Source organism: Alistipes sp. AF14-19, assembly GCF_003461645.1.
GTDB lineage: Bacteria > Bacteroidota > Bacteroidia > Bacteroidales > Rikenellaceae > Alistipes > Alistipes shahii.
Genome location: NZ_QTXM01000020.1, coordinates 16,994 through 41,171 on the forward strand (window position 1 = coordinate 16,994; position 24,178 = coordinate 41,171).

The 24,178-nt window shown below is 51.4% G+C and carries 20 protein-coding genes and 1 riboswitch; of the genes, 5 read left to right on the plus strand and 15 right to left on the minus strand.

Annotated elements, in window-relative coordinates; all coding sequences use genetic code 11:
• Nucleotides 1-265: 265 nt before the first annotated feature.
• The 15 genes from DWW03_RS13830 to DWW03_RS13905 form a co-directional block, all read right to left on the minus strand.
• On the minus strand, nucleotides 266-832 hold the full coding sequence (locus DWW03_RS13830) for a DUF2284 domain-containing protein (protein WP_004289236.1): 567 nt from the start codon (nucleotides 830-832) through the stop codon (nucleotides 266-268).
• Complete coding sequence (locus DWW03_RS13835) at nucleotides 829-1,587, minus strand: ABC transporter ATP-binding protein (protein ID WP_004289235.1); 759 nt, start codon at nucleotides 1,585-1,587, stop codon at nucleotides 829-831. The genes DWW03_RS13830 and DWW03_RS13835 overlap by 4 nt, the downstream gene beginning before the upstream one ends.
• Nucleotides 1,584-2,564, minus strand: a complete 981-nt coding sequence (locus tag DWW03_RS13840; protein ID WP_011203111.1) for a FecCD family ABC transporter permease — start codon at nucleotides 2,562-2,564, stop codon at nucleotides 1,584-1,586. The genes DWW03_RS13835 and DWW03_RS13840 overlap by 4 nt, the downstream gene beginning before the upstream one ends.
• On the minus strand, nucleotides 2,565-3,704 hold the full coding sequence (locus tag DWW03_RS13845; RefSeq protein WP_011203112.1) for an ABC transporter substrate-binding protein: 1,140 nt from the start codon (nucleotides 3,702-3,704) through the stop codon (nucleotides 2,565-2,567).
• 11 nt (nucleotides 3,705-3,715) lie between these two features.
• Nucleotides 3,716-5,794: a TonB-dependent receptor plug domain-containing protein gene (locus tag DWW03_RS13850; RefSeq protein ID WP_117508588.1), complete on the minus strand. Its 2,079-nt coding sequence runs from the start codon at nucleotides 5,792-5,794 to the stop codon at nucleotides 3,716-3,718.
• Between the two features lie 18 nt (nucleotides 5,795-5,812).
• On the minus strand, nucleotides 5,813-6,913 hold the full coding sequence (locus tag DWW03_RS13855) for a YncE family protein (RefSeq protein WP_004293828.1): 1,101 nt from the start codon (nucleotides 6,911-6,913) through the stop codon (nucleotides 5,813-5,815).
• Between the two features lie 28 nt (nucleotides 6,914-6,941).
• A complete protein-coding gene (locus DWW03_RS13860; protein ID WP_118406912.1) occupies nucleotides 6,942-9,032 on the minus strand; it encodes an epidermal growth-factor receptor (EGFR) L domain protein in 2,091 nt (696 codons plus the stop codon).
• A 14-nt stretch (nucleotides 9,033-9,046) separates the two neighbouring features.
• On the minus strand, nucleotides 9,047-10,828 hold the full coding sequence (locus tag DWW03_RS13865; protein WP_004293827.1) for a PKD-like domain-containing protein: 1,782 nt from the start codon (nucleotides 10,826-10,828) through the stop codon (nucleotides 9,047-9,049).
• Nucleotides 10,829-10,892: 64 nt separating this feature from the next.
• The gene (locus DWW03_RS13870; RefSeq protein ID WP_007567599.1) at nucleotides 10,893-11,810 is read right to left on the minus strand and encodes a DUF4465 domain-containing protein; all 918 of its coding nucleotides are present in this window, start codon (nucleotides 11,808-11,810) and stop codon (nucleotides 10,893-10,895) included.
• Between the two features lie 154 nt (nucleotides 11,811-11,964).
• Nucleotides 11,965-12,157, minus strand: a riboswitch (cobalamin riboswitch).
• A gap of 386 nt (nucleotides 12,158-12,543) precedes the next feature.
• Nucleotides 12,544-12,873, minus strand: coding sequence for a hypothetical protein (locus tag DWW03_RS17010; RefSeq protein WP_004289226.1), 330 nt, complete (start codon nucleotides 12,871-12,873; stop codon nucleotides 12,544-12,546).
• 46 nt (nucleotides 12,874-12,919) lie between these two features.
• Nucleotides 12,920-13,813: a phage integrase SAM-like domain-containing protein gene (locus tag DWW03_RS13880; RefSeq protein WP_011203113.1), complete on the minus strand. Its 894-nt coding sequence runs from the start codon at nucleotides 13,811-13,813 to the stop codon at nucleotides 12,920-12,922.
• A gap of 429 nt (nucleotides 13,814-14,242) precedes the next feature.
• Nucleotides 14,243-15,310, minus strand: a complete 1,068-nt coding sequence (locus DWW03_RS13890) for a site-specific integrase (RefSeq protein ID WP_118406913.1) — start codon at nucleotides 15,308-15,310, stop codon at nucleotides 14,243-14,245.
• Between the two features lie 277 nt (nucleotides 15,311-15,587).
• On the minus strand, nucleotides 15,588-16,988 hold the full coding sequence (locus tag DWW03_RS13895) for a CCA tRNA nucleotidyltransferase (RefSeq protein WP_118406914.1): 1,401 nt from the start codon (nucleotides 16,986-16,988) through the stop codon (nucleotides 15,588-15,590).
• 4 nt (nucleotides 16,989-16,992) lie between these two features.
• Nucleotides 16,993-17,640 carry a GDSL-type esterase/lipase family protein gene (locus DWW03_RS13900; protein ID WP_022062040.1) on the minus strand — a complete coding sequence of 216 codons (648 nt, stop codon included), beginning with the start codon at nucleotides 17,638-17,640 and terminating at the stop codon, nucleotides 16,993-16,995.
• Between the two features lie 5 nt (nucleotides 17,641-17,645).
• A complete protein-coding gene (locus tag DWW03_RS13905) occupies nucleotides 17,646-18,362 on the minus strand; it encodes a pyridoxine 5'-phosphate synthase (protein ID WP_022062039.1) in 717 nt (238 codons plus the stop codon).
• Nucleotides 18,363-18,543: 181 nt separating this feature from the next.
• Between DWW03_RS13905 and DWW03_RS13910 the strand changes: the two genes are divergently transcribed.
• The 5 genes from DWW03_RS13910 to DWW03_RS13930 all read left to right on the plus strand — a co-directional run bounded on the left by DWW03_RS13910 (nucleotide 18,544) and on the right by DWW03_RS13930 (nucleotide 24,053).
• On the plus strand, nucleotides 18,544-19,422 hold the full coding sequence (locus tag DWW03_RS13910; RefSeq protein ID WP_015547293.1) for an NAD(+)/NADH kinase: 879 nt from the start codon (nucleotides 18,544-18,546) through the stop codon (nucleotides 19,420-19,422).
• A 58-nt stretch (nucleotides 19,423-19,480) separates the two neighbouring features.
• The gene (locus tag DWW03_RS13915; protein WP_015547294.1) at nucleotides 19,481-20,194 is read left to right on the plus strand and encodes an isoprenyl transferase; all 714 of its coding nucleotides are present in this window, start codon (nucleotides 19,481-19,483) and stop codon (nucleotides 20,192-20,194) included.
• Nucleotides 20,195-20,218: 24 nt separating this feature from the next.
• Nucleotides 20,219-22,801, plus strand: coding sequence for an outer membrane protein assembly factor (locus tag DWW03_RS13920; RefSeq protein WP_015547295.1), 2,583 nt, complete (start codon nucleotides 20,219-20,221; stop codon nucleotides 22,799-22,801).
• Between the two features lie 171 nt (nucleotides 22,802-22,972).
• Nucleotides 22,973-23,479 (plus strand): OmpH family outer membrane protein, encoded by a 507-nt coding sequence (locus tag DWW03_RS13925; RefSeq protein ID WP_015547296.1) that lies wholly within the window; start codon nucleotides 22,973-22,975, stop codon nucleotides 23,477-23,479.
• 31 nt (nucleotides 23,480-23,510) lie between these two features.
• Complete coding sequence (locus tag DWW03_RS13930; protein WP_015547297.1) at nucleotides 23,511-24,053, plus strand: OmpH family outer membrane protein; 543 nt, start codon at nucleotides 23,511-23,513, stop codon at nucleotides 24,051-24,053.
• Nucleotides 24,054-24,178: the final 125 nt, after the last annotated feature.

Genomic DNA, 24,178 nt, shown 5'->3' on the forward strand with positions numbered 1-24,178 from the left:
AAATGACCCGAAAATCACAGGAGAATAGCCGTACAATGGGCTGATACACAATTCCTATTGGAGAATGTTGTCCCCATTAGGGGACAGCAAGTTGTGTTTTCGTTTAACGAAAACAGGACGGTTTAACGGAGAATACACCGATAAACCGTTACTTATTTCAAGCTCCAGCGTCGCTTTTTACATATCTAACTATAATTCATTTGAAATCACAAAACAGATTGAACCGAATGTGGTTAGTTTGTCTGTTTATTTCATGTCCGAATCATTAGTATGCTATGTTGCAAAGTTCGTATTCATTATGAAAAAATCCGCTTACGAGAACAAGATATTCAGGTAATTTGCCATCCTTTCCCCAAAGAAGTTCGATGTTAAAAAGTTCAGAAAGCGTTTTGGCTATGTCAAATCCGAAGGCTTCGAGTGACGGACGCACTTTTTCCGGGTGTCGGCATGGTGTGCCGCAGTTACGCGTACACTCGTTATCTGAGCAGTGAAGACATTTACCTATATAGGCAAATGAACGCCCTCCATATTTCCGTTCCATATCCAATAATTCGCTCTCGATTCGTATCCGTTCCGGTAAAATGAGTTTTTGTGTATATTCAATCGGAATATCTTTGTCTTCAGGGATTATCTTCGTTGCCATAAGATGTGCATACTTGTATTGTCGGAGAAACGATTCCGTATCAAAATCAAATGGAGGACACCCCCAACTTTTACCGTAATTGGTACATTGTTTGCAAAGTTCAAGAAAATGTGGTTCGTCACGGAATTCGGCGATATATCCTTCAACAGTGATGTCTGAAGTAAAATTTTCTACAGTGTATATACTCATTGTTTCAAAATCATTGTACCGCATAAGGAGTCGAAACGGATGTTTTCATTTTGGAAAAGTCTGTCAATGTATCCGCTTTTCTGCATTTCAGACGCGGTCAAGCAACTTAAATTCGGGGTATCTAACAATGCTATCGAATCGCACATGGACAACGCGATGTCAAGTTCATGTGTCGAGAACATGATACATTTTTTCTCGTCGTGGACAAGCCTACGAAGCAACGCCACAAGTTCGTAGCGATTAGGCATGTCAAGAAAGGAAGTCGGTTCATCAAGGAGAATGATAGGAGTATCCTGTGCCAATGCACGAGCAATCATCACACGCTGGCATTCGCCATCCGACATTTTATCCATCGTGCGGTTTGCATAAGCCTCCATTCCCACCGAAATGAGCGATTGCATGACTATCTCCTTATCTGTTTCTTGCATCCTACCTATCCAGTTGGTATAAGGAGCACGGCCTATGGCTACGACATCCTTGCACCGCAGGTTGGCGATGCGCGTGCGCTCGGTCGTGACGACAGCCAGCGTTTTTGCCATATCTTCGGTTTTCATGCAGGCGATGTCGTGCCCGTCGAGAATGATTTTTCCGGAATAACACCGGTTCAGACCGGCTATGGCGCGGAGCAACGTCGATTTTCCTGTCCCGTTTCTTCCGATAAGGGCTGTCAGTTGACCTTTTTTTATCGTGGCATTTACCTCGTGGAGCAACGAGTTTTCTTTGTAACCTATGGAAAAATGCTGTAATTCTATCATGCGGTGATGGATTTGTTGCGTAAAACCACCCATACGACGATTGGGATTCCCAATAGAGCTGTAATGGCGTTGATCGGCAAGGTGAATATTTTAGAAATGATGTCGCAAAGAAGCAATATCGATGATCCCGAAAGAATTGTTCCGGGCAGAAGGACATGATGATCGCTATTTTGGAAAAGCATTCTTGTGACATGAGGCATAGCGAGACCTATGAAACCTATCGGACCGCAAAAAGCGGTTATCGTTCCGGCGAGCAGCGTTGTCGAGAGAAACAACAGGCTGCGTGAACGCCGAATATTCAGTCCCATTGTTACGGCATATTCCTCTCCGAACAGCAGGAGGTTAAGCGGTTTGATGGTCAGTACCGCCAACAGCAGTCCGGCAAACACCGATGGAACAAGAATCAGAAGTTGTCCGGAGGTGACGTCACCCAAAGCCCCCATCGTCCAAATGACAAAGGCTTTCAGCGATTCCTCTTTGCTGAGGTACTGCAATATCTGCACGACAGCACCTACGCCCGATGAGAACATCATGCCCAGAATCAGGATTACCATGATGTCTTTTATTCGCTGTCCGACGGCAGTTATCACGAGCAACACGACAGCCGCACCCACCCACGCTGCTCCGGCAATGCCTATTGATGAACCGATCCCGGCAAGTACCACAAGTGCCACACCGAGACTTGCACCGGAACTGATGCCAAGGACATAGGGACCGGCAAGAGGATTACGGAAGAGGGTCTGCATCTGAAGACCGCTGACCGATAAGGCAGCCCCGGCCAACAGTGCCACTATAGCTTTTATGAGGCGTATGTTGAGTACGATTTTTTCCGTGGCACGGGAACAATTTCCCCCGGTCAGTGCTGCCCATACATCGCGGATCGGAATGTTGACAGCTCCCACGGCCAAGTCCAGTAAAAAAAGACCGACCGTGAGCGTAATCAATATGGAGAATAATATAGTCGAACGGGAACGCATCTATTTCAGTTGCTTGTAATACACACACTCTTCCTGCACCAGTTCAGGATGGAATATCTTCACGAGGTCGCGGAGCACGATGTCAGGATTCACGACGGCAGACTCGTAATAGTCGTTACCCCCGGCTGTGTTGGTACGGGCGTTGTTGTTATACACCTCTCCATTTTTGAAACATCGGGTATCGGTGAATTTCGGACATGATGCCTTCAAGTCGTCAAGGGAGTTCGCCATTCCCACGTTCAGCCACATGTCCGCATCCGACGCGAGCAGATATGCTTCTTCTAAGTCAATGGGGATAGAAGCGTTTCCCGTGTTCTTCTGGTAGATATAGCGGCCTCCCGCATCAGTAATCAAGCGGGCTACATAACTTTGGGTTGAAGGCATGAACCACGAGTCGCCATAGGGAACATTAAGCATAACCGAAGGAGTGCCGAGGGTACTGTCGGCCACTTTCTTTTTCAAGGCGTTGTATTTGACCGGGATTGCGGCAAAGGCTTTTTCACCCTTCTCACGTTTTCCTGTGACTTCTGAAAGCACTACCATCCATTCGGCCTTGCCGAGAGGCGACTCTTCAAGATAATCGCCGACATACATGAACGGTATGTCGAGTTCTTCGAGTTTGCTTTCCATTGCGCTTGCGCCGTTCACCCCATAGAGCAGAACGAGGTCGGGATCGAGCGAGAGCAGCAACTCGTAGTTGATGTTCCCTTCATAGCCGACATCGCCAATACTGTCGCGGCGGGCTTGGATGTCTGGGTTGGAAATGTAGTCGATTCCCGAAACGCCGGTTATACACCGGACTTCACCGATTGCGTCAAGCATGGCGATATGAGTGGAAGACATCGCCACGATGCGTTTGGCGTCTCCTTTGAGTACCTGTCCTGCAAACCCTTCGGGAACCTCTTCACCGTTGCGGACGATAAACAGCCATGTGGTTACACTGTCCGCTCCCTGCCAGGGATTCCTGACGGTTATCAGTACGCTTTCCTTCCCGCCCGCCCCTTTGATGTCGAAGCCGGAGGCATATTCGGGAGCATAAAGCAGCAGGTTGAAATCATTGATTTTTGAGCTTTTGTTGTGGCAGCCTGTAAATGCCAGAGAAAGCAACAAAATCAGGCTTAAATTCTTTAATGCGTTCATATTGATGCAGATTATCGTTTACTATTTTTGTTTTTTCCGAACTTGGGTGTTATGCCGATGAATATCTCGAAATTGATGCCCGGCATGGGACGGGACAATACGGAAAGGTATTCTTCATCGAACAGGTTGTTGATGCTGCCCTTTAGCGACAGATCGGCCCATCGGAAAGAGAGCTGTTTTTCCAGTGTCACGTTATTCATGAAGTAAGGGGGCAGATAGCCCGTCAGGGTATAGTCATTACTCGACATGGTATAACGCTGGCTGTAATAACACCATTTGTAAAGCAGGCTCCATGTCCGCCATGACAGACGTCCGGTCACCGTTGCGGAAAACTCCGGCACGTATGGCAACTGTTTGCCGACGGATTGGTCTGCCGGACTCATCGGTTCGCTCTCGTTGATCGAGGGAGTCCACGAGAAAGTTCCGTTCATATCCAGTTTCCAGTCCTTTCCGAGCATTATATCAAGGTGGGCGTTGGTCTCTGCCCCGTAAGCATGTACCTTTTTGAGGTTTCTGGGGGAGAAGAATCCCTTGGTTGTGGGTAGCCAGATGATCCAGTCGTCGATGTGCGAATCGAACCAGTTGATACCACCGCTCAAAGCATATACATTTTCTTTCCCCACCGAGAACGACAACCCCACGTCGTATGTGAAGCCGTGCTCGCTTTTCAGGTCGGGATTACCGCCCGGCAGAAAATAGAGGTCGTTCAGCGTGGGAAAACGGTAGTTCCGGGAGATGGATGCTTTCGCCACGATATTGCCTTTTTTCGACAGTACCCCGTCGATGAAGAAAGCCGGGATAACCGGGGCCCATTCCGTACCGAACATATCCTCGCGAAGGACAAGCGAGGCGGCAAAACGATCGACAGGCTGCCATTTCGCAGAAACGGAACCGGAAAACTCGACACGTCCCTTGTCATACCCGACAACAGCCTTGTTACCTTCCTGCGAGATGATATTTTTGTCCGCGCTTTCCACCAAATGCTGGTGTACGGAAACACCGGCCGTGAACAGCCATTTCTCTGAAGGAGCATAATCCCCGTCCGCACTTCCGTAGAACGTGTTAATCTTACTGCGTGAGCGGGTCATCGAAGCCATTTCGCCGTTTCCCTTGTCCCGCTTGTAATCATAGGCCATCCATGTGTGTATATAGCCGCCTTTTACACCGACCTTCCATTTCTCCCGCACGCGATCCCACGAGAGGACGCCGCGAAACGTCTGCTCCCTTTGGCGGTTCTCGAAGTCCATGTCGTTCCCGTAATCCGTGCTGAGCATCGCCAGTTCCCGGTTGGAATTGATATACCAGGCGTTTAGCCCGAACTTGTCGCCTTCGCCCGTGTTATAATAAATTTCCTGCAAGACGTGCAGATCCTTATAAGCCCCGCTGCGGTTGCGTTCCGTCGGGTAATAGGAACCGATGATGTTCTTGTCCTCGTCATAGATGTTTTCCTTCTTGTCCCGGTTTCGGTATTTGTAGTCGTTGGGGGAAGAGGAATACACCACACGGGTGGAGGACTGCCAGTGTTTGTCACCGTAGGTCAGGCGGAGAAACTCGTCGAACGTGCTGAACGACCCCACTCCCTGCACGTACTGCAACCCGAACCCTTCATGGTTGGCCGGAGAAGTGGAGAGCCTGACCAGACCACCCAAGCCGCCGCCCGTTTCGTTTACCGATGACGTTCCGTGCAGCAGCGAGGCATCATCGATAAAGTAAGAAGGGATGGTGGAAAAATCCGTCATGCCCAGCATCGGGTTGTTAATGCGCATACCATTCCACGTCACTTGGGTATGCGAGGGAGAGGTACCCCGGAAAGCCACGGTGGATAACGTGGCGCGTCCGTAGTTCTTGACAAAAACGGATGAGTTGAATGTCAGCACATCGGCCATAGACAAGGCGATGTTCTCTTTCATGGCGATGGAATCGAAACGGGTTCGTTGCACGCCTATATCCTTCATAGGTCGTTTGCCCACCACCGTAACCTCCGGAATACGTAGTACCCTTTTGGTAATGCTGACGGAATTTTTCTGCTGGGCGGCAAGCAGAAAGGGCAGGCTTACCCCCACGAACAATAGAATAAGATGTCTTTTCATTTTTGTCCTCCTTCCTCGTTATTTCCAGCAGAAAGCTCCCGGAATGATTCCCACGTAAAATTCATCGATCAGCTTGCCTTGCGGCGAATAGCGATACACGATACCTTGTTGCTGGTAATCAATAGCGTCGGCCACATATACCTCCCCGTTGTTGGGATTGACCGTAAGGCCGTAGTATTTGGTGTCCCGAAACTCCAGAAAAGGCCGGACGGGAACACGGTCGGCTTCCACCGGCATTCGCCAAATATCGTTGTTGATCCAGTAAAGTGTATCCCGTGTACCGTTGAGCTGGACTTCCGAAGGCCAGTCGCCCAGCTTAAACTTGAACTGTTTCTCTACGGTGAAAGTCTCGGCGTCTATACGATAGAGAGACGGTGCCTCGTAACCGTATGGGCTGCCCTCGTAACCGCCATCCGTGATGGTCCACATCTTGTTGTATTTGTCCATGACCAGCGAAGTAGGTTGTATGCCGATGGTCAGTTCGTCCACGACCTTGTCCGTCTCCGTGTCGATTTTCAGGATGCGGTTCTGGTACGACCAGCAGTTCACATAGACGTACTTGCCGTATTGTACCATTTGTTCGGTGGAACCCGATTCCATGTCCATGTCTGGACATTCGATATAGCCGGTAATCTCGTATGTCTTGGGGTTGATGATGAAGATACGGTAGTCCCATATCTGCGTCACATAGGCTTTCTCATCCGACAGAAAATGGATATACCGGGGTGAGGTGAAACCTGTGATACGGCCCACTTCCTTGAAAGTATTGATGTCGATGGCGAAAATCACATGCGAGTTGTTCACCACGATCCAGCCTATACCGTCCCGGATAACCATAGACTGGGCCACATCGCCCAACTTGAACCCGTTGGCACGGTAAAACACTTCATTCTCCACTTCGCACGTGGCGGGATCGTAGTAGGAAAGCGTGGCATTGCTGTACTGGAAATTCCCCTCGTTGGTAATGAAAAGACCAGAGGCCGATACAGAGAAATCTTCCATCTCTCCGTAATCCCATTTCATGCAACTGCCGAAAACTGGCAGGCAGAAAAGAAAAAGGCAAATCCGTTGTATTGTTCTGCTCATTGTCATTCGGATAAAAAAGAGTACCCGAATCATTACGGGTACTCTGGTTAAGGTATAAGGTTTAATCCTGCTGCGTATATTGTTTGTCCTTCATATTTTGGAAGGTTGGGTTATACCCACATTTCGTCACGCTCCAACTTCCCCCCGTAATCATTCCGTTTTCTATAAACTTGCCGAAGAAAGTGTAGTCGGTAAATATCGTCAAACCGTCAAAAACAACCCCATGCAAGGTCTCCAACTTCTCCATGGAAAGTGTTTCCTGAGAAAGAGAAGTCGCACTTTTTATCTGTAGCGTACCATCTATAGTCTGTAATTTATCACAAGTAATGCCTGTTGCTTTATTAACGAACAACCCTTCACCTCCTACGTGAAGCAATTCCGGAATATCCAGCGATTTATTTTGTAAAGATATTGCTAACGAACCCTCTCCCTCTTTATAATATACAGGAGAAGCTGAACAACAAACTTTGGATAGTAAGGGCAAGTTACAACTGGTAAAATTTCCAGATAAATAGAACTGTCCTCCCACTTCTTTCAAGACTGGCATTGTGATTGAAGCAAACATGGGTATTTGGATATATCCATATCCATCTATGATTTCCAAGTCGGGAAATTTGGCATTGCTTCGCATTTGGCCTGTCACATTTAGATTTCCATATACATGTTGAATTGTCGATATGGTATAATCGATATTGTTGGTGGTTGGCTTACAAGTGAAGTCTTTGATATTCTTGAACGTGATTTCAGGGAACTTATTATTCGTGAGACTGGTGATGACAAAATTTACATTTGACAAATCTTCGGCTGTTTCAATTTTGGAGAGCTGCACCTTGTTTATAATTTCAATCTGGGGCGCTGTTTCTCCGAAGGTTTCAAATCGGGCGTTCGGCAACAGCAGTGTTCCGCTCACATCTTCAAGATAATCCAGCGTGATGCTTCCAAGTGTGGTGATCTTGCTCCAGTCGGGAAGTTGTTTGAGTGCCGTGAAATTCTTTATCTTTATCTGTCCCTTTATCGTTGTCAGTTTGTCCATTCCACCGAAAGCCTGAAGCACGTCATTTCGTTGGGGAACAAAACTACCGGTAGGAGGAGCTTCCATATTGGCTTCCATAATAATACTTCCGTTTACTGTTTCGATTTCCGGAAGGTTGATGGTTTCCAACATCACGGGGACGGTATGGAAATCAAGGCCACCGGTCTCTTTCAGCTTAAGGAAGCTCATGGAAGTCAGCTTGGCAAGATTGTTTACGGACAAGACCCCTCCGACACTTGTCAGTTCCGGTATTTCCAAAGACGCAATCGAACCGGCTGCTGTGTTCTCTTCATTGAGTCCTTGAAGATTCAGATCCTGACCTACAGTAGTCAGAACCGGAAACTCAAAACTCTGTAACGACGACGCATTGAACATCACGCTTCCTTCAATAGTTGCCAGTTTCTCGAATAGGACATACGTCACTTGGTCGTTATATACCGATATGTCTCCGGAGAGCGTTTCCAATGCTTTCATGGAAATCATGTGAAGTTCCGTAGCTTTCGAGGCGACATCGGTCGAACCTACCTGTAAACCTCCGGCAGAAACGATATTATCCAACCCTGTCAAGTCTGCACCGTTGTAACTGTTACGAATGACAATGTTGCCAGTAACCTCTTTCAAAGATGCCAATGCAGATATGTCAGTGATTTTTTCTGCCTCTTCCGCATCAGAGCCGATAATCAGGTTCCCTTTGACAACGGTTGTTTTGGTTGCGGCAAAAGAAGCTACCTCCTCGGTGGTCTTCAACTCCACATCTCCGTCAGATTCTATCTCGCTTTTCACGACCTTATAGGTATATTCGCGGGCATCTCCGTTATAGGATGTCACCCGGAAGGTTCGTTCGTTATCCCAGTCCGTTACCGTTTCAGGATCAGGTATGATTGTTGCAGAAGTTGTGTACTTGAATTCCACTTCGGCGTTGTTCAGCGATACCGTATAGGGAACGGTTATTGTTACTGTATTGTCCGTAATGTCGGCCGTGTACGATTTCCCGTCCACGGTCATCACGACCGATGTGATGAAATTTTCATCTGCATCTTCAGGTATAATTTCATCGTTTTTGTCACACGCTCCCAAAAAGAACAAGGATAGGAGCATGGGAAGAAAATAAATTTTCATACTTGTAATTTTTATTATTTGGTTAGATCCTCAAAAGAAAATACCTCCGTAGAAACTTCGCCCAGCCAGCCGCTTTTGGCCAGAACACCGCATTGTATTTTGATAAAGTCAATATATTGCAGATTGGCTTCCGTTCCATCGGCATGGATGGCATTGGAAATTTTGAAACCGTTCCTTTGTCCGCTTCCATCCACCGTACTGCCGCCTTCTATCTGGTCGTTTCCGAAATTATCCACGTACCCCCAGTCATAACTCTGATTATCCCAATAACCGGTTTGAGAATCTTGGGTGTTGCGGGCGGCCAGACAAGTGCCTGTCAGGGTATAACTGTTTTCCGAAATCCAAGCCGGATAATAATAGTCTTGTGTATGATAAGCGGACAGATAGTCTACCCAGCCGTTTCTACCGTCGGAACTGATCCATTGGACATCCATTTTTTTGCCTTCCGGACGGTAATAGGTCACTTCAAAATTCTGTATTGTTTCTTCCTTGCCTGCTTCAGATCCTTTCAGTTCGTACCACTCGTCATCCGGCAATCCGTTTCCGTTTATATCTTGCATGACCCATACGATACCCGGTTCGGAACTGCCGTCAAAGGCGTTCCCCTGAACACAGAAATCATATTGGTTACCCGAATTGGGAATACTGTGGTCGAAGCCGACGATGATATAACCCCCGAAAGAACCTAAAGAGACGTGCAGTTTGTCTTTCAAACGCTGTGTTGCCCATGCGACAGCCGCTTCAGGGGATGTTTCGTTGCCGGTCATACCGCCTATCGTGCTCGTCTCGTTGATAAATTGGCCGGGAGCTGGGGTATATTCATAGACTTTATTCCAGAGCTTGGAACTTCCCGAAGCCCGGAAGCCGTCTTGTTCCTTTTTGTCCACACAAACGACTTTTACGGTGGCAGTGACAGCCGTTTTCCCTTTGTCGATATTCCTGCTTATTTTTTCCGTCGGTGTGTCTTCCGACACAGTACAGGAGACGGTGTATTCTCCGGGTGCGGACGGCGTGAACTTGAACATGCGTTCCACTTCTCCTTCCATGACCTGACCGTCCACACTCCACTCAAAACGGGGATTGTCGAAATACTCCAACAACGGACGCAGGAAAACAGGACGGTCGGCAAAAGTGTACCTGTCCGTGGATGTTTGCAGGTAAGACGGGGTCGGGAATTTGACAACGTAGGGCATCGTTTCCACGACCTCTACGCTTACGTCTTTCGTTGTTGTCCCATCTATATTGGAAGCGTTGATTGTCACCGTATAAACACCGAGTTCTTTTTCATTGAAAGTATAAGTATTCTCGGTGGAAACGATTTTTCCTTCCCGTACCCATTCGATTTTGAACCCTTCGACATCCGAATGCTGAATATCGGGAGTAAATGTGTAATCGGTATTCCGGACGACTTTTAGCCCCTGCGAAGGTAGTGCCAGTGAGATGACCGGAGGGGTGAGTTCTTTCACTTCTACTTTCAGTTCCTCTTCGGCATAGCCTTCCGCATTGTCTACTCTTAGTTTGACATAAAAATCCCCGCATTCATTCCATGTACGTTGAAGAGACGGACCCGAAGAAACCAGCGTACCGTCTATCGTCCAAGCAAAAAGAGCATCTTCAACATTCTGGTATGTCGGGGCGATAGTCAATTCGTGATCGACCTTGACAGTGTAAATACCGGTCTCGCTGTCAAGTTCTATTATAGGTTGTCCTCCTACTTCTTCGGTAATGACTTCATCCTTGTTGCAGGAGGTGAACAGCATACAGGCAGAAATAATAAAATAGTGAAAACGATGCATGATGTGTGGATTTTAGAAAAATAACAGGGATACCCCCGACAGAAGGGATATCCTTGTATTCTTTTTATTGTATGGTGATATCATCAATACAGATATAAGCCGGAGTATTCAAACCGTATGCTCCCGAATCCGAACCCTCGAAGTTGAATTTCACACTTTGCACCCCTTCGGCATTGATTTCCCAATAATCCCATGTCGTGATAGGATCAACCTGTTGTTGGCCGTTACGATAATCGGCTAAAAGACGTTTGTAAGTGCGGATCAGACCGCCATTCGCATCATAACATTCCAGATTCACTTGGAAATACCCTTTCATCTCTTTCAGAGGAGTCGCTACCCCCGTAGAACCGAACTGATTACCATAAGTAATGACACCATAAGTGTATGAGGTGTTGCAGATCCACAGGCCGACCAATTTCCGGGGAACATTGAAATAAAATTCTGGTTTAGCCATCCATGCCTGATTGTAAGCATCCACATATCCGTAAACGACACCGAAATTGGAACCGCTGTGCCCGGCTTCCTTATTCTGTCCTTCCGCTTCCACCGCAGTGTTATAGACAGAACATTGGTTTAGATAAGAATACCACCAGTCTCCGGTATTTCCCGACTGATTGGAGCGGATGTTCCAGTTGGAAAGTGCGATGCCGCCGCTGGAATACTCTGTGCTTCCACCTACAGTATTAAACATTGAAAGGAAGAGATATTCTTCCGGAGTATTGTCGTAAATGGTGGTTACTTGAGGATACCCTTGGTACGAATAAAGATTTTCTCCGGCCGAGGTAGGTCCTGCTAACATGCCGGGATCGAAATCATCGAAAGTGATAGTTAAAGTACCGTCCGGATTTGTCACAGCACGGGTTTGCGAAGTTCCGGAATCAACCGGGTCCATCAAAAAGTCATCGTCCGAACTACAGCCAGAGAACAAGGCGGTTGCGGTAAATAGACAGGCACCTGCCAGAAAGCGTAATTTTCTTTTCATAGGTCACTCATTTTAATGTAAAACATATTATTAACAAACACAAAAAATTCCCGTTCGTGCGGACTTACACGAACGGGAATATGTCTGTCTTCAAATATTGAATGGCCGATGAGCTATTCCTTATTTGATTACGACCCGTATATCCCGCAGGTGTAAATCTCATTCCGGTCATGACAGGTCTTCTGACTCGTCCCGGTCATCGTGCCTTCCCGGTATTACACCAGTGGCAAAAGTTCGATGTCCGTTTTTGTGGACTCACAGCAGCGGGTACTGTCCCGGATTTTCACCGGGTTCCCTTTTCATTCGGAAGGCGTAAACCTCCCGAAACCATTTCCCGACTGCAAAATTATCTATATTACATATCAATTCCAAATAATTCATAATATTTATAATAAAACACACAAAGCATGACAACCGTACTGTTTTAATTAGAGCATTCAAGTTTACGACAAACGAAGACGGTAATTATCATACACAATATCCATAAACCAACAAAACAGCTTGCCATTTTCCATAACAATGCGTTCTGGAATAGATAACTGTTAGCTGCAATTATGCAAGCAAAAAAAGCAGACAGAATAATGACTATTAATATCATGCACCAGAAATTAATCCTATAAATTTATGGAAAACAAGTAAGGGAATGGAAGTTCCGTTGCCGCATGGATGCAGGTGAAGGACCTTCTCTTTTAACGTTGGATACGCCAATGCACGCCAACGGAAGACTCTGATATTATCTGTTTGGAAAGGATATAGGATGTGCGTTACTTTGTCGCATATTCAGAATCTTAAAAAGAATTTTAGTATGGAACTGACAATTATTGAAACAAGCGCGTATTAGGAGTTGAGAAAGCTGGTCAGCACGCTGGTCGTACAGATGGGCGACTTCCAGAAAAAGATTGCCCCGCCTGCGCCGGACAAGTGAATGGATGCGCAGGACGTATGTGATGGACTTATGCCCAAACACTTTCTGAAGAGTTTCCAGCAGCATCCCCTTGAGTATGGCTAGAACGGCAAATGCGTGGCGTCCGATGTGCGGGGTGACCTCGCCCCGGAGTTGCATTTCCTGCCTATGATTCCAAGACTGAGCCGCATGGCATTGTATTCACCTACCGGAAAGACACATTCGGGGAGTCTTTCTTTTCATCCGTACCCCTATATTTTTCAATCAGTTCGATAGCAATGGGCAATAATTTTACGACATACGCCACTCCCGTTTTTATACGGTTGCCCATCAGCCATGTACCGCCGTTGGAGTCGGTATGGATATTATCGTATGTTATGGCTTTCAAGTCCACATAGGAAAGACCGGTGAAGCACATGAACAGGAACATGTCGCGCATGGCACGCTGGCGTTTGTATCTCGGTTCTATATGGATTATCCTTTGCAGTTCCTCTTCGGAAAGGAAAGAACGCCTCTTGTATTCGGGCATACACTCGAATGATGCGAACGGATGAACCCGTATCCAGCCTTTTTCCTGCGCGATATACATCAGCCACTTCAAGGTATTGACACGCCCGAAGACAGTGGAGTTTGCCAAAGCGCATGTACCGAGCATCCAGTTGTAGTAATCCTCGATGAATGATTTCTCAAGTTCTTCGATGACAATATCCTCTGCATTCTTCTTGCTTTTCATGAAAAGCAGGAGACTCTTGTAATCGGCAACCAGACCGCAGTAGGTGCTTTCGGCTTTCTCTATGCCGATTTTCTTTTTATACGGTTCCAGCTGTTCCCTGAAAAGGTTCATAAGGGTGTGGCATTCCTCTGAGAAGCCGACATAGCGGTTATAGACTTTCTTGGCTGTAACAAAACTGTCGTGGTCGCAGATGTACTGGTAGTGCCTGGTGATTTGCGCCTTGATATTGTCAAGCTCCTGATTGAGTGTACGGGCCTCCTCGGACTTGCCTTTGGCCCGGTTGGTTTTGACGTCCCACAAAGCGAGGGACATTTCTTTCTTACAACTGAAACCGGCTTGGGTTCCATTGATGGTGATACGGCCCATAATCGGTGTCTTTCCGTTTTTTACAGACTGTTTATTCTCAAAACACTTAGCTATACATGGTCTGCGATAAGCTAAGAGAGATTCCCCTTACACAAAAGCATGGCATCTCCTTGTCGTATCTCGCCTTTATACTTTTATGTATAGTAGTCTACCGGATCGAATGAACAAGACCTATCCCATACATAAACCAATTTAGACTGCTATGTTATTTTTGAGGAAGAAGATGGAATGAGACCAGATACCCTCTTTAAGGCTGACTGTAAGTCGATTAAATGTAGAAAAAGATTGCTTTTGTCACAAGTAAAGTGTATATTTGCATTGAAAGAATCGTTCTTTGACAGAGGCAAAAGAAAACAGAATATTGTAATTCGCTCGTTTCTAAATCGTTACCTGATATTAATTAAACAGAAATAACTGTTTAATTTTCAATTAGATAGAGATTGTATGATGTTTCGCCATGTGGATCGTGGGGTTGAATGACAGACCGGCATGTCTGGCAACATGCCGTAACGACATGTTCAGCGTATTATAGGTACCTTTGAGCGGAAAGACCCGGTCTCCCGAGAGGTGCATATCCTTATAACGTTTGTAGATCATTTCAGCAACGGGAAGGAGTTTAACACGGAATTGTGTACCTGTCTTTTGCCGCTTGTCGATAATCCAATAATCCCCATTGTCGTCTGTGTGAATATCGGCATGGGTCAGCTTTGCTACGTCCGAATGGCTCAGGCCCGTGAAGGCGCAAAAGACGAAGGCATCCCGGTTAATGCCCGTACGGTAGTTGGGAAGTTCGACGTCCATCACGGCCTGCAATTCCGAGGCCGAGAGGTAGCGACGTTCAGCGTATTCTGCTTTGACATAGAACCCGGCGAAAGGATCGACGGCAATCCAACCGTTCTTATATGCCGTATAGGTCATTAACTTCAGCTTCTTGATGGTCGAATGGATCGTACCGGAACGCATCCCTTGTACCGAGGAGAGGTAGACTACAAACTTTTCGATAAAATCCCGCTTCAGCTCTTTGAAAGGAATATCTTTTACACGGTATTCGTATTCGAGGAAAGAGGCAAGCCGGTTACGGCGTTTGCGGTAATTGTCATAGCTCGAATAGGCGCGGTCTTTGCCCACACGTTTGAGGAACCCTGCAAGGTATTCGTCGAAGGTCTGCAACAGCAGGCGGCAGGCGTCACCCATACCGAGGAAGGCGTTGCGAACCTTTTCGGCCGTGACATACGAATCACGGTCGCAGAGCCGCTGATATTGTTTGCCGATATTGGTTTTGATGTTCTCCAACTTTTCATTGAGGCGTTGGGCTTCGAAGCTTTTACCTGCCGCCTTGTTTGCTTTGGCGTCCCAGAGGGAAGAACGAACGGTGAGTTTACAGCTGAACTGCGATATCGTGCCGTTGATCGTAATACGACCCATAACGGGAACCTGACCCGATTTCTCGGACTGCCTTTTCACGTAGAAAAGGACTTTGAAAGTGCTGCGTTGCATAATAACTTGAACTTTGAGGATTTGTTAAACGTTTAGTCAAGTTATTTGTTATGCAGAAATTCAATGCAACGAACTGAAAACGAATGTTTTAATGCAAATAAAAGCATTTCGGGCAGGTAACGGATAAGTAACGAAACTCACCGTTAATCCTGCCCGATTATGCTTTTTTATTGCTCGGAACAGATGCAGAATAGAGGATTAAACACCTGTAAACAAGATATTTACTCTTTCCTGCACTTCTCTTTACCTACAAATACCGAACCCCGCGGGGTTCGCCTTATTTCCGGACGCGGGTCAGCCCCCGCTCGGCGGCCAGCCGCTCCATCAGCGCGTAGGCCGCGTCGTATTCGTTGGGAATCTCGCCGTCCAGGATGGCGTTCTTGATGATCTCCTTCATGTCGCCGATCACGCGCCCCGGGCCGATGCCGTAGGTCTCCATGATCAGCTCGCCCGTGATCGGAGGCTGGAAGTTGCGGATGCGGTCGCGCTCCTCCAGGTCCTTCATCTTGCGGCGCACCAGCTCGAAATTCGAAAGGTAACGTTTCACTTTGGCGTCGATGCCCGAGGTGATGTCCGCCTCGCACAGCGTCATCAGCGCCTCCACGTCGTCGCCCGCCTCGAACAGCAGCCGGCGCACGGCCGAGTCGGTCACGAGGTCCTCCGAGAGGATGATGGGCCGCAGGTGAAGGAACACGAGCTTCTGCACGAACTTCATGTGCTCGTTGAGCGGCAGTTTCAGCTGGCGGAAAATCGCCGGGACCATCTTCGAGCCGAGCACCTCGTGGCCGTGGAAGGTCCAGCCCACACGGGGATCGTAGGCCTTCGTGAGCGGCTTGGCGATGTCGTGCAGCACGGCGGCCCAGCGCAGCCACAAATCGCCGCTGCGGCGCGCCACGTTGTCCACGACCTTGAGCGTATGGAGGAAATTGTCCTTATGGGCGTGGCGGCCCCGCTTCTCCACCCCCTTGAGGTTGTGCATCTCGGGAAAAATCCGCTCCAGCAGCCCGGTGAGTTCCAGCAACTCGAAGCCCATCGAAGGGACGGGCGAAAGGACGATCTTGTTGAGTTCGGTGACGATGCGTTCGCGCGAGACGATGCGGATGCGTTCGGCATTGCGGCGGATCGCCTCGAAGGTCTCTTCCTCGATGGTGAAGCCCAGCTGCGAGGCGAACCTGACGGCGCGCATCATGCGCAGAGGGTCGTCGGAAAAGGTGACGTCGGGATCGCACGGCGTGCGGATGATGCACTCTTCGAGGTCCGACATCCCGTCGAAAGGATCGACCAGCTCGCCGAACGTGGCCCCGTTCAGCGACCACGCCATGGCGTTGATCGTGAAGTCGCGCCGCCGCTGGTCGTCCGCCAGCGTGCCAGGTTCGACCTCGGGTTTGCGCGAATCGCGGGTGTAGGACTCCCGGCGCGCCCCCACGAACTCAACTTCGACATTCCGGGCGCGGACCATCGCCGTGCCGAAAGTCTTGAAGACCGAGACCTTCGCCTTCAGTTCGCGCGCGAGCGCCTCGGCCAGCGCAATGCCGCTGCCCACGACCACCACGTCGATGTCGGTCGAAGGCCGTCGCAGGTAGTGATCGCGCACATAGCCGCCGACGACGAAAGCCTGCACGCCCTGCTCGTCGGCAAGGCGCGAAATCCGCCGGAATATGGGATTCGACAACGGCACGCGGCTACTTCACGTGTTGCTTGATCGCATCCCGCCACACCACGTAACCCTCGCCCGTCAGGTGCAGGCCGTCGTTGGTGTAACGCTTGTCCAGCCGCCCCTCGTGGTCGGCCAGCGCCCCCCAGACATCGAGGTAGGTGACTTCCTTCTCGTCGCACAGCGCTTCGAGCCGCTTGTTCAGCGGCACGATCTGACGGCCGTGCTCGTAGTGGTTCCTGAACTTGGCGAAAGACTCGCCATTGACGGGCAGGATGCTCTGCACATAGATCTTCGTCCAGCGCGACTCGGACTGGAAACGGTCGATGAGCCGGGCCACGTTGGCCACGATCTCGTCGGGCGAAACGCCGGCCGCCAGGTCGTTGACGCCGATCATCAGAAACAGTTTCTTGGGATGCCCCCCGACGATCGGGTCGAGACGGTCGAGCAGCCACCCCGAGCGGTCGCCGCTGATGCCGCGGTTCTTGACGTGGCGGTTGTTGAACAGCTCGGCCCACTCGCAGCCGTCGGTGATCGAGTTGCCCAGGAACACGATGTCGCTCGAATAGACCGGGAGCACCTCGAAAAGGCTGCGCCGCTGGAGGTTGTATTCGCTCTGCGCAAAGGCCGTGCACGCGGTGAACAGCGCGGCGGCAAGGATCAGGATGCGTTTCATAGTCGTCAGAATTTAAGTTCGCGCCGGTAGAGCTGCACGGTGTTTTCCAGCCCGTAGTAGAGGGCGTCGCAGATCAGCGCATGGCCGATCGACACCTCGTCGGTCCACGGAATGCGTTCGGCGAACCAGCGCAGGTTCTCCAGCGAAAGGTCGTGGCCGGCGTTCAGCCCCAACCCCTGCCGGCGAGCCTCTTCGGCGGCGGCCAGATAGGGAGCGACGGCCCGCTGCGGGTCGTCGGTATATTCGCGCGCATAGGCTTCGGTGTAGAGTTCCACCCGGTCGGCGCCGCAGGCCTTCGCCCCGGCGACCATCTCGGCCACGGGGTCCACAAAAACCGAGACCCGGATGCCCTTCGCGTGGAAGCGCGCCGTCACGTCGGTCAGGAATGCGCGGTTGGCCAGAGTGTCCCACCCGGCGTTCGAGGTGATGGCATCGTGGGCGTCGGGAACCAGCGTCACCTGCGCAGGGACCACCTCCAGCACCAGGTCGATGAAACCCGGGATGGGGTTGCCCTCGATGTTCAGCTCGGTCGTGAGCGCCCGTTTGAGATCGCGCACGTCGTCGTAACGGATATGCCGCGCATCGGGACGCGGATGGACCGTGATGCCCTCGGCGCCGAAACGCTCGATGTCCAGCGCGGCGCGGACCACGTCGGGCAGATTGCCGCCCCGCGAATTGCGCACCACGGCGATCTTATTGATGTTAACGCTTAACTTTGTCATAATTCTACGCTGTTTCACGGAATGCGGAACGCGATCCGGACAAGCTCAAATAAATTTGGCGCATCGCTCTCCTTTCCGTATATTTGCCGGAGATATGCCACATCCCGGCGCCTTGCCGGGCCGAAAAGGCCTCGGATCGTTCCGGCGTGGTAAAGTTACTTATTTTTTCGAAACTCCGCCGATGAAAATCATACTTTTTTCCCGCGCGCAGATCGCCCACACCCCCGAGGAGATCCGCCAGCTGATCGGAACGATCGGAGCTTTCGGCTTCGATTACGCCGTCAACGAGGAGTTCGCCCCCCTGGTGGAGCAGGCCACGGGAACGGCGCTCCCGCCCGAAAGGATCTACGGCCGCTACATCGGCAAACAGCCTGCCGAAACCGTCATGGTCTGCTACGGAGGCGACGGAACGCTGCTCGAAGGGGTGCACCGTCTCTGCGGCGCGCCGATTCCCGTCATGGGCATCAACGCCGGACACCTGGGGTTTCTGACCAGCGCCCCGAGCAACGGGCTGAACCTGATCTTCCGCGAGATAGCCGAAGGCAACATCGCGACCGAGCCGCGCTCGATGCTGCGCGTCACGGGCGAATTCGCCCGACAGCCCGAATCGCAGCTGGCGCTCAACGAATTCACCGTGCAGCGCCACGGCGCAGGGATGATCTCGGTGGAGACCTACGTCGACCGGCAGATGGTGGCCACCTACCACGGAGACGGGGTGATCGTCTCGACGCCCACCGGATCGACGGCCTATTCGCTCAGCGCCGGAGGTCCCGTCGTGGCCCCGACGTGCCAGTGCCTGGTCATCTCGCCCCTGGCCCCCCACAACCTCACGATGCGCCCGGTGGTGATCCCCGACACGGGCGTCATCACGCTCAACGTGGACGCCCGGCGGGCGGACGCCTTCGTCACGCTGGACAACCGGACCTACCCCGTTTCGCACGGCGCGTCGTTCACCGTGGAGCGGGCCGAACAGACGATTTTTTTGGCCGTGCCGCACAATATATCATTTTACGACACGTTACGGAATAAGATGATGTGGGGAATCGACATCCGCAGTTAATCATTTATCGCATTTTTCCACAAGTTAACAGAATTTTTCCCTATATTTGTGCCCTAATATGAGCGATCAGAAACGCATACCGCAACACGTCGCCATCATCATGGACGGCAACGGCCGCTGGGCCGAGTTGCGCGGCAAAGAGCGTTACGAAGGTCACGCAGCGGGTGTCGAACCCGTGCGGGCGTCGTTGCGCGCCGCGGCGCGCTGGGGCGTGAAGTACCTGACGCTCTATGCGTTCTCGACCGAAAACTGGGGACGGCCCGCGGAGGAAGTGGACTCCCTGATGGAGCTTTTCTGCAAAAGCGTCGTCAACGAAACGCCCGAACTGATCCGCCAGGGCGTCGAGGTGCGCATGATCGGCGACCGGAGCCGTTTTTCGGAGAAGGTCCGCAGCTACCTGGCCATGGCCGAGGAGCAGACTGCGGGAGGACGGACGCTGACGCTGATCCTGGCGCTCAACTATTCGTCGCGGAGCGAAATAACGCACGCCGTGCAGCAGATCGCGCAACGCGTGGAGGCCGGCCAGATCGCCCCGTCGGAGATTTCCGAAGAGACGATCAGCACCGCGCTCTACACGGCCCCCTACCCGAACCCCGACCTGATCGTCCGCACCAGCGGCGAACAGCGGTTGAGCAATTTCCTGCTGTGGCAGGCCTCCTACGCCGAACTGTGGTTCCCCGAAGTGCTGTGGCCCGACTTCACGGAGGAGGAGTTCGACCGCGCGATGGAGGAATACGCACGGCGCGATCGCCGCTTCGGACTGGTTAAATAGATGACTTTAGACTATATTTAATAGATGAATTATTCCGGTAAGATATTCACGGCAGCAGCTGCCCTCGTGCTATGCTGCTCGAATATATTCGCCCAGGAGCAGAATCCGCAGGACACGACGGCGGCTCCGAAGCCTGCGATTTCAGAAAACGCCCCGATGTTCCGAAGCGAGGGCGAACCCAGGCTCTATTACATCCGCGACGTCAACGTCCACGGCGTGCAATACCTCAACCCCGAGATCCTCAAGTCGTCTGCCGGACTGATCGCAGGCGACTCGGTCTACCTGCCGAGCAACTTCATCTCCAACGCCATTTCACGGCTCTGGAGCCAGCGTTTTTTCTCGGACGTGAAGATCGGCGCCGAGATCGAGGGCGACAGCCTCGACCTGGAGGTCTTCCTCAAGGAGCGTCCCCGCGTCTACAACTGGGAGTTCGAGGGCATTTCGAAGGGCAAGAAGAAGGACCTGCTGGAAAAGCTCAAACTCAAGCGCGGAAGCGAACTCTCGGACTACGTCATCGACAAGAACAAGAAGCTCATCCATAACTACTGGGCCGAAAAGGGATTCCGCAATACGGAGGTGGACGTGCGTATCGACAACGACACGCTGCGCCCGGGACAGGCCGTGACGGTGACCTTCCTGATCGACCGCAAGGAGAAAGTGAAGATCGGCAAGATCAACTTCGTCGGCAACGAGCAGTTCAACGACAAGCGCCTGCGCCGCACGTTCAAAAAGACCCACCAGAAGTCGATCAACTTCTTCAAGGGGACCAAACTCAACGAGAACGACTACGAGGCGGACAAGGAGCTGCTGATCGACTTCTACAACTCGCGGGGCTACCGCAATGCCACCATCATACGCGACTCGATCTACCCGATCAACGAAAAACGGCTGGGCATCGACCTCGAAGTGTCGGAAGGCAACAAATACTACATCCGCAACGTCTCGTGGGTGGGCAACTCGGTCTATGAAACCGAAGGGCTGCAACAGATGTTCGGCGTCAAGAAGGGCGACATCTACGATAAGAAGACGATGCACAAGCAGCTGGGCATCGGCAAGGAGACCGATCCCGAAGCGACATCCGTGTCGTCGCTCTATCAGAACGAAGGCTACCTGATGTCGCAGATCGAACCCGCCGAGACGATCATCGCCCCGGACTCGATCGACATCGAAGTCAAGGTCTTCGAAGGCAAGCAGTTCACCATCAACGAAGTCGGCATCACGGGCAATCAGCGCGTCGACGACGAGGTGATCCGCCGCGAGCTGGACACCCGTCCGGGCGAACTCTACAACCGCGCGCTGCTGATGCGCACCATCCGCCTGCTGGGTTCGATGGGACACTTCAACCCCGAGGCCATCATGCCCGACATCAAGCCCGTTTCGAACGAGCTGGTCAACATCAACTGGCCGCTTGAAGAGCAGGCTTCCGACCAGTTCAACATCGCCGGCGGCTGGGGTTCGGGAACCTTCGTGGGTTCGGTCGGCATCACGCTGAACAATCTCTCGATCAAGAACACCTTCAAGAAAGGTGCATGGCGCCCCTACCCGATGGGCCAGAACCAGCGGCTCTCGCTCTCGGCACAGACCAACGGTACGTATTACAAGGCCTTCGCGTTCAGTTTCACCGACCCCTGGATGGGCGGCAAGAAACCCAACTCGTTTACCCTCTCGGCACACTTCTCGGAGCAGAACAACGCCTATTACGTATGGCAGACCAGTACGCAGTATTTCCGGACCTACGGCGTCGCCGCCGGTCTGGGCAAGCGTCTGAACTGGCCCGATCCCTATTTCACGTTCTACGCCGAAGCCAGCTACGAACGCTACGCGCTGAAAAACTGGTCGTCGTTCGTGATGACGAACGGCGCGGCCAACCTGGCATCGATCAAACTGGTGTTCGGCCGCAATTCGGTCGACCAGCCGATCTACCCGCGCCGCGGTTCGGAGTTCAGCGCCTCGGTGCAGGCCACGCTTCCCTACTCGCTCTGGGACGGCAAGGACTACAAAAAACTGGAGCAGATCGCCAACAGTTCCAACTCGACCTCCGCAGAGGCGGACCGGGCCAACCAGGAGCGCTACCGCTGGGTGGAGTTCCACAAATGGCAGTTCAAGGCGCAGTGGTTCCAGTCGTTCCTGAAAAACTCGAACCTCGTGCTGATGCTCAAGGCCGAAATGGGATACCTCGGCAGCTACAACAAGTATAAGGTTTCGCCTTTCGAACGCTACGAAGTCGGCGGCGACGGCATGTCGGGATACAATATATACGGTATCGACATCATCGCGATGCGCGGTTACGAGGACGGCGCGCTCGACCCCGGCAGCAACTACTCGCGCGGCTACAACAAATACACCGCCGAACTTCGCTACCCGATCATCCTCAAACCCTCGTCGCAGATCTACGTGCTGGGATTCCTCGAAGGCGGTAACGCATTCGACTCGTGGAAGAAGTTCTCGCCCTTCAAGATCAAGCGTTCGGCCGGTTTCGGCGTCCGCCTCTACCTCCCCGTGGTGGGTATGCTCGGTATCGACTGGGGTTACGGATTCGACGCTCCGGCGAACTCCTCGACCAAGAGCGGCAGCCAGTTCCACTTCGTTCTGGGACAACAATTTTAGCATGATCCGAACGGCCGCACCCGCGGACCGGCATTCAAAATCCCCTGAATCCCCCTCGCCAAAGGGAGCTCAAATAAAACGGGGCGTGGCAATAAATTTGAAAGAAAAGAGTTATATTTATAGCAGCAATCCGGGAAACCGGCTGAATATTAACTTAAAAACAACAGGATTATGAAACGGCTGATTTTAATTGCGGCATTCATTCTGACGGCAGGGACACTCGCGGCGCAGAACTACATAATCGTCAACAGCGAGAAAGTGTTCAAATCAATCGACGCCTACAATACGGCTATTTCCGACCTGGATAAGCTCGCCAAGCAGTACCAGGACCAGGTGGACGCCAAGTTTGCCGAAGTCGAGGCGCTTTACAACAATTACGTGAGCCAGAAAACCTCGCTCTCGGCCGCTGCGCGCCAGACCCGCGAAAACGCCATTCTGAACAAGGAGAAGGAGGCGCAGGAGTATCAGGAAAGCCTGTTCGGACAGGAAGGCACGCTGATGAAAAAACGTATCGAGGTGATCTCCCCGATCCAGAAACAGGTCTTCGACGCCATCGAGGCCTACGCCAAGCAGGCGGGCGCCGACCTGGTGCTCGACTCGGCGAACAACCCCACGCTGCTCTACACCAATCCTTCCGTAGAGCGGACGCAGCAGGTGATCGACGCGCTCAAGAAATAACCGACATCAAAACATTAACTGATAAAACTGTATGAAAAAAGCAATCAAACTGACCCTTGCGGTTGTGCTGGTGATGGGCGCCACATCGCTCTTCGCCCAGAAATTCGGACGCATCAACACCCAGGAAATCATCATGGCGATGCCCGAGACCAAGACGATGCAGGAGAACATGGACACCTTCGCCAAGGAGTTGTCGGACAACATCGAGACGATGAACGTCGAATTCAACACCAAGTTGCAGGATTTCCAGAAAAACTACAACACCTTCAGCGACGCCATCAAGGAGGTGAAGGAGAAGGAACTGAACGATATGCAGACCCGCACCCGCGAGTTCCAGGAGCGCGCACAGCAGGATTACCAGAAGAAACAGAACGAACTGCTCGCCCCGATCATCGACAAGGCGAAAAGCGCCATCGACAAGGTAGCGGCCGCAGGCGGATTTCTGGTCGTGTTCGACACGTCGACGGGATCGCTGGCTTACTTCGACGAGGCTACGCTGACGGACGTCGCGCCTGCCGTGAAAAAGGAACTGGGCATCACCGACGCGCCCGCAGCAGCGCCTGCCGCCAAATAAATCTTCATGCGGATCGGTCCGCCGACAGAGCATCGAGCGCCGACCCGTGAGGTCGGCGCTTTCGTTTTCAGAGACCCGCAGGTCGAAAAGCGCGCGGTAGTGTTCATAAGGTTGAAGAATCGAAC

Coding starts and splice junctions, on each gene's coding strand:
- DWW03_RS13830 (WP_004289236.1), bottom strand. CDS start 832: ATGAGTATATACACTGTAGAAAATTTTACTTCAGACATCACTGTTGAA.
- DWW03_RS13835 (WP_004289235.1), bottom strand. CDS start 1,587: ATGATAGAATTACAGCATTTTTCCATAGGTTACAAAGAAAACTCGTTG.
- DWW03_RS13840 (WP_011203111.1), bottom strand. CDS start 2,564: ATGCGTTCCCGTTCGACTATATTATTCTCCATATTGATTACGCTCACG.
- DWW03_RS13845 (WP_011203112.1), bottom strand. CDS start 3,704: ATGAACGCATTAAAGAATTTAAGCCTGATTTTGTTGCTTTCTCTGGCA.
- DWW03_RS13850 (WP_117508588.1), bottom strand. CDS start 5,794: ATGAAAAGACATCTTATTCTATTGTTCGTGGGGGTAAGCCTGCCCTTT.
- DWW03_RS13855 (WP_004293828.1), bottom strand. CDS start 6,913: ATGATTCGGGTACTCTTTTTTATCCGAATGACAATGAGCAGAACAATA.
- DWW03_RS13860 (WP_118406912.1), bottom strand. CDS start 9,032: ATGAAAATTTATTTTCTTCCCATGCTCCTATCCTTGTTCTTTTTGGGA.
- DWW03_RS13865 (WP_004293827.1), bottom strand. CDS start 10,828: ATGCATCGTTTTCACTATTTTATTATTTCTGCCTGTATGCTGTTCACC.
- DWW03_RS13870 (WP_007567599.1), bottom strand. CDS start 11,810: ATGAAAAGAAAATTACGCTTTCTGGCAGGTGCCTGTCTATTTACCGCA.
- DWW03_RS17010 (WP_004289226.1), bottom strand. CDS start 12,873: ATGCAACTCCGGGGCGAGGTCACCCCGCACATCGGACGCCACGCATTT.
- DWW03_RS13880 (WP_011203113.1), bottom strand. CDS start 13,813: ATGGGCCGTATCACCATCAATGGAACCCAAGCCGGTTTCAGTTGTAAG.
- DWW03_RS13890 (WP_118406913.1), bottom strand. CDS start 15,310: ATGCAACGCAGCACTTTCAAAGTCCTTTTCTACGTGAAAAGGCAGTCC.
- DWW03_RS13900 (WP_022062040.1), bottom strand. CDS start 17,640: ATGAAACGCATCCTGATCCTTGCCGCCGCGCTGTTCACCGCGTGCACG.
- DWW03_RS13905 (WP_022062039.1), bottom strand. CDS start 18,362: ATGACAAAGTTAAGCGTTAACATCAATAAGATCGCCGTGGTGCGCAAT.
- DWW03_RS13910 (WP_015547293.1), top strand. CDS start 18,544: ATGAAAATCATACTTTTTTCCCGCGCGCAGATCGCCCACACCCCCGAG.
- DWW03_RS13915 (WP_015547294.1), top strand. CDS start 19,481: ATGAGCGATCAGAAACGCATACCGCAACACGTCGCCATCATCATGGAC.
- DWW03_RS13920 (WP_015547295.1), top strand. CDS start 20,219: ATGAATTATTCCGGTAAGATATTCACGGCAGCAGCTGCCCTCGTGCTA.
- DWW03_RS13925 (WP_015547296.1), top strand. CDS start 22,973: ATGAAACGGCTGATTTTAATTGCGGCATTCATTCTGACGGCAGGGACA.
- DWW03_RS13930 (WP_015547297.1), top strand. CDS start 23,511: ATGAAAAAAGCAATCAAACTGACCCTTGCGGTTGTGCTGGTGATGGGC.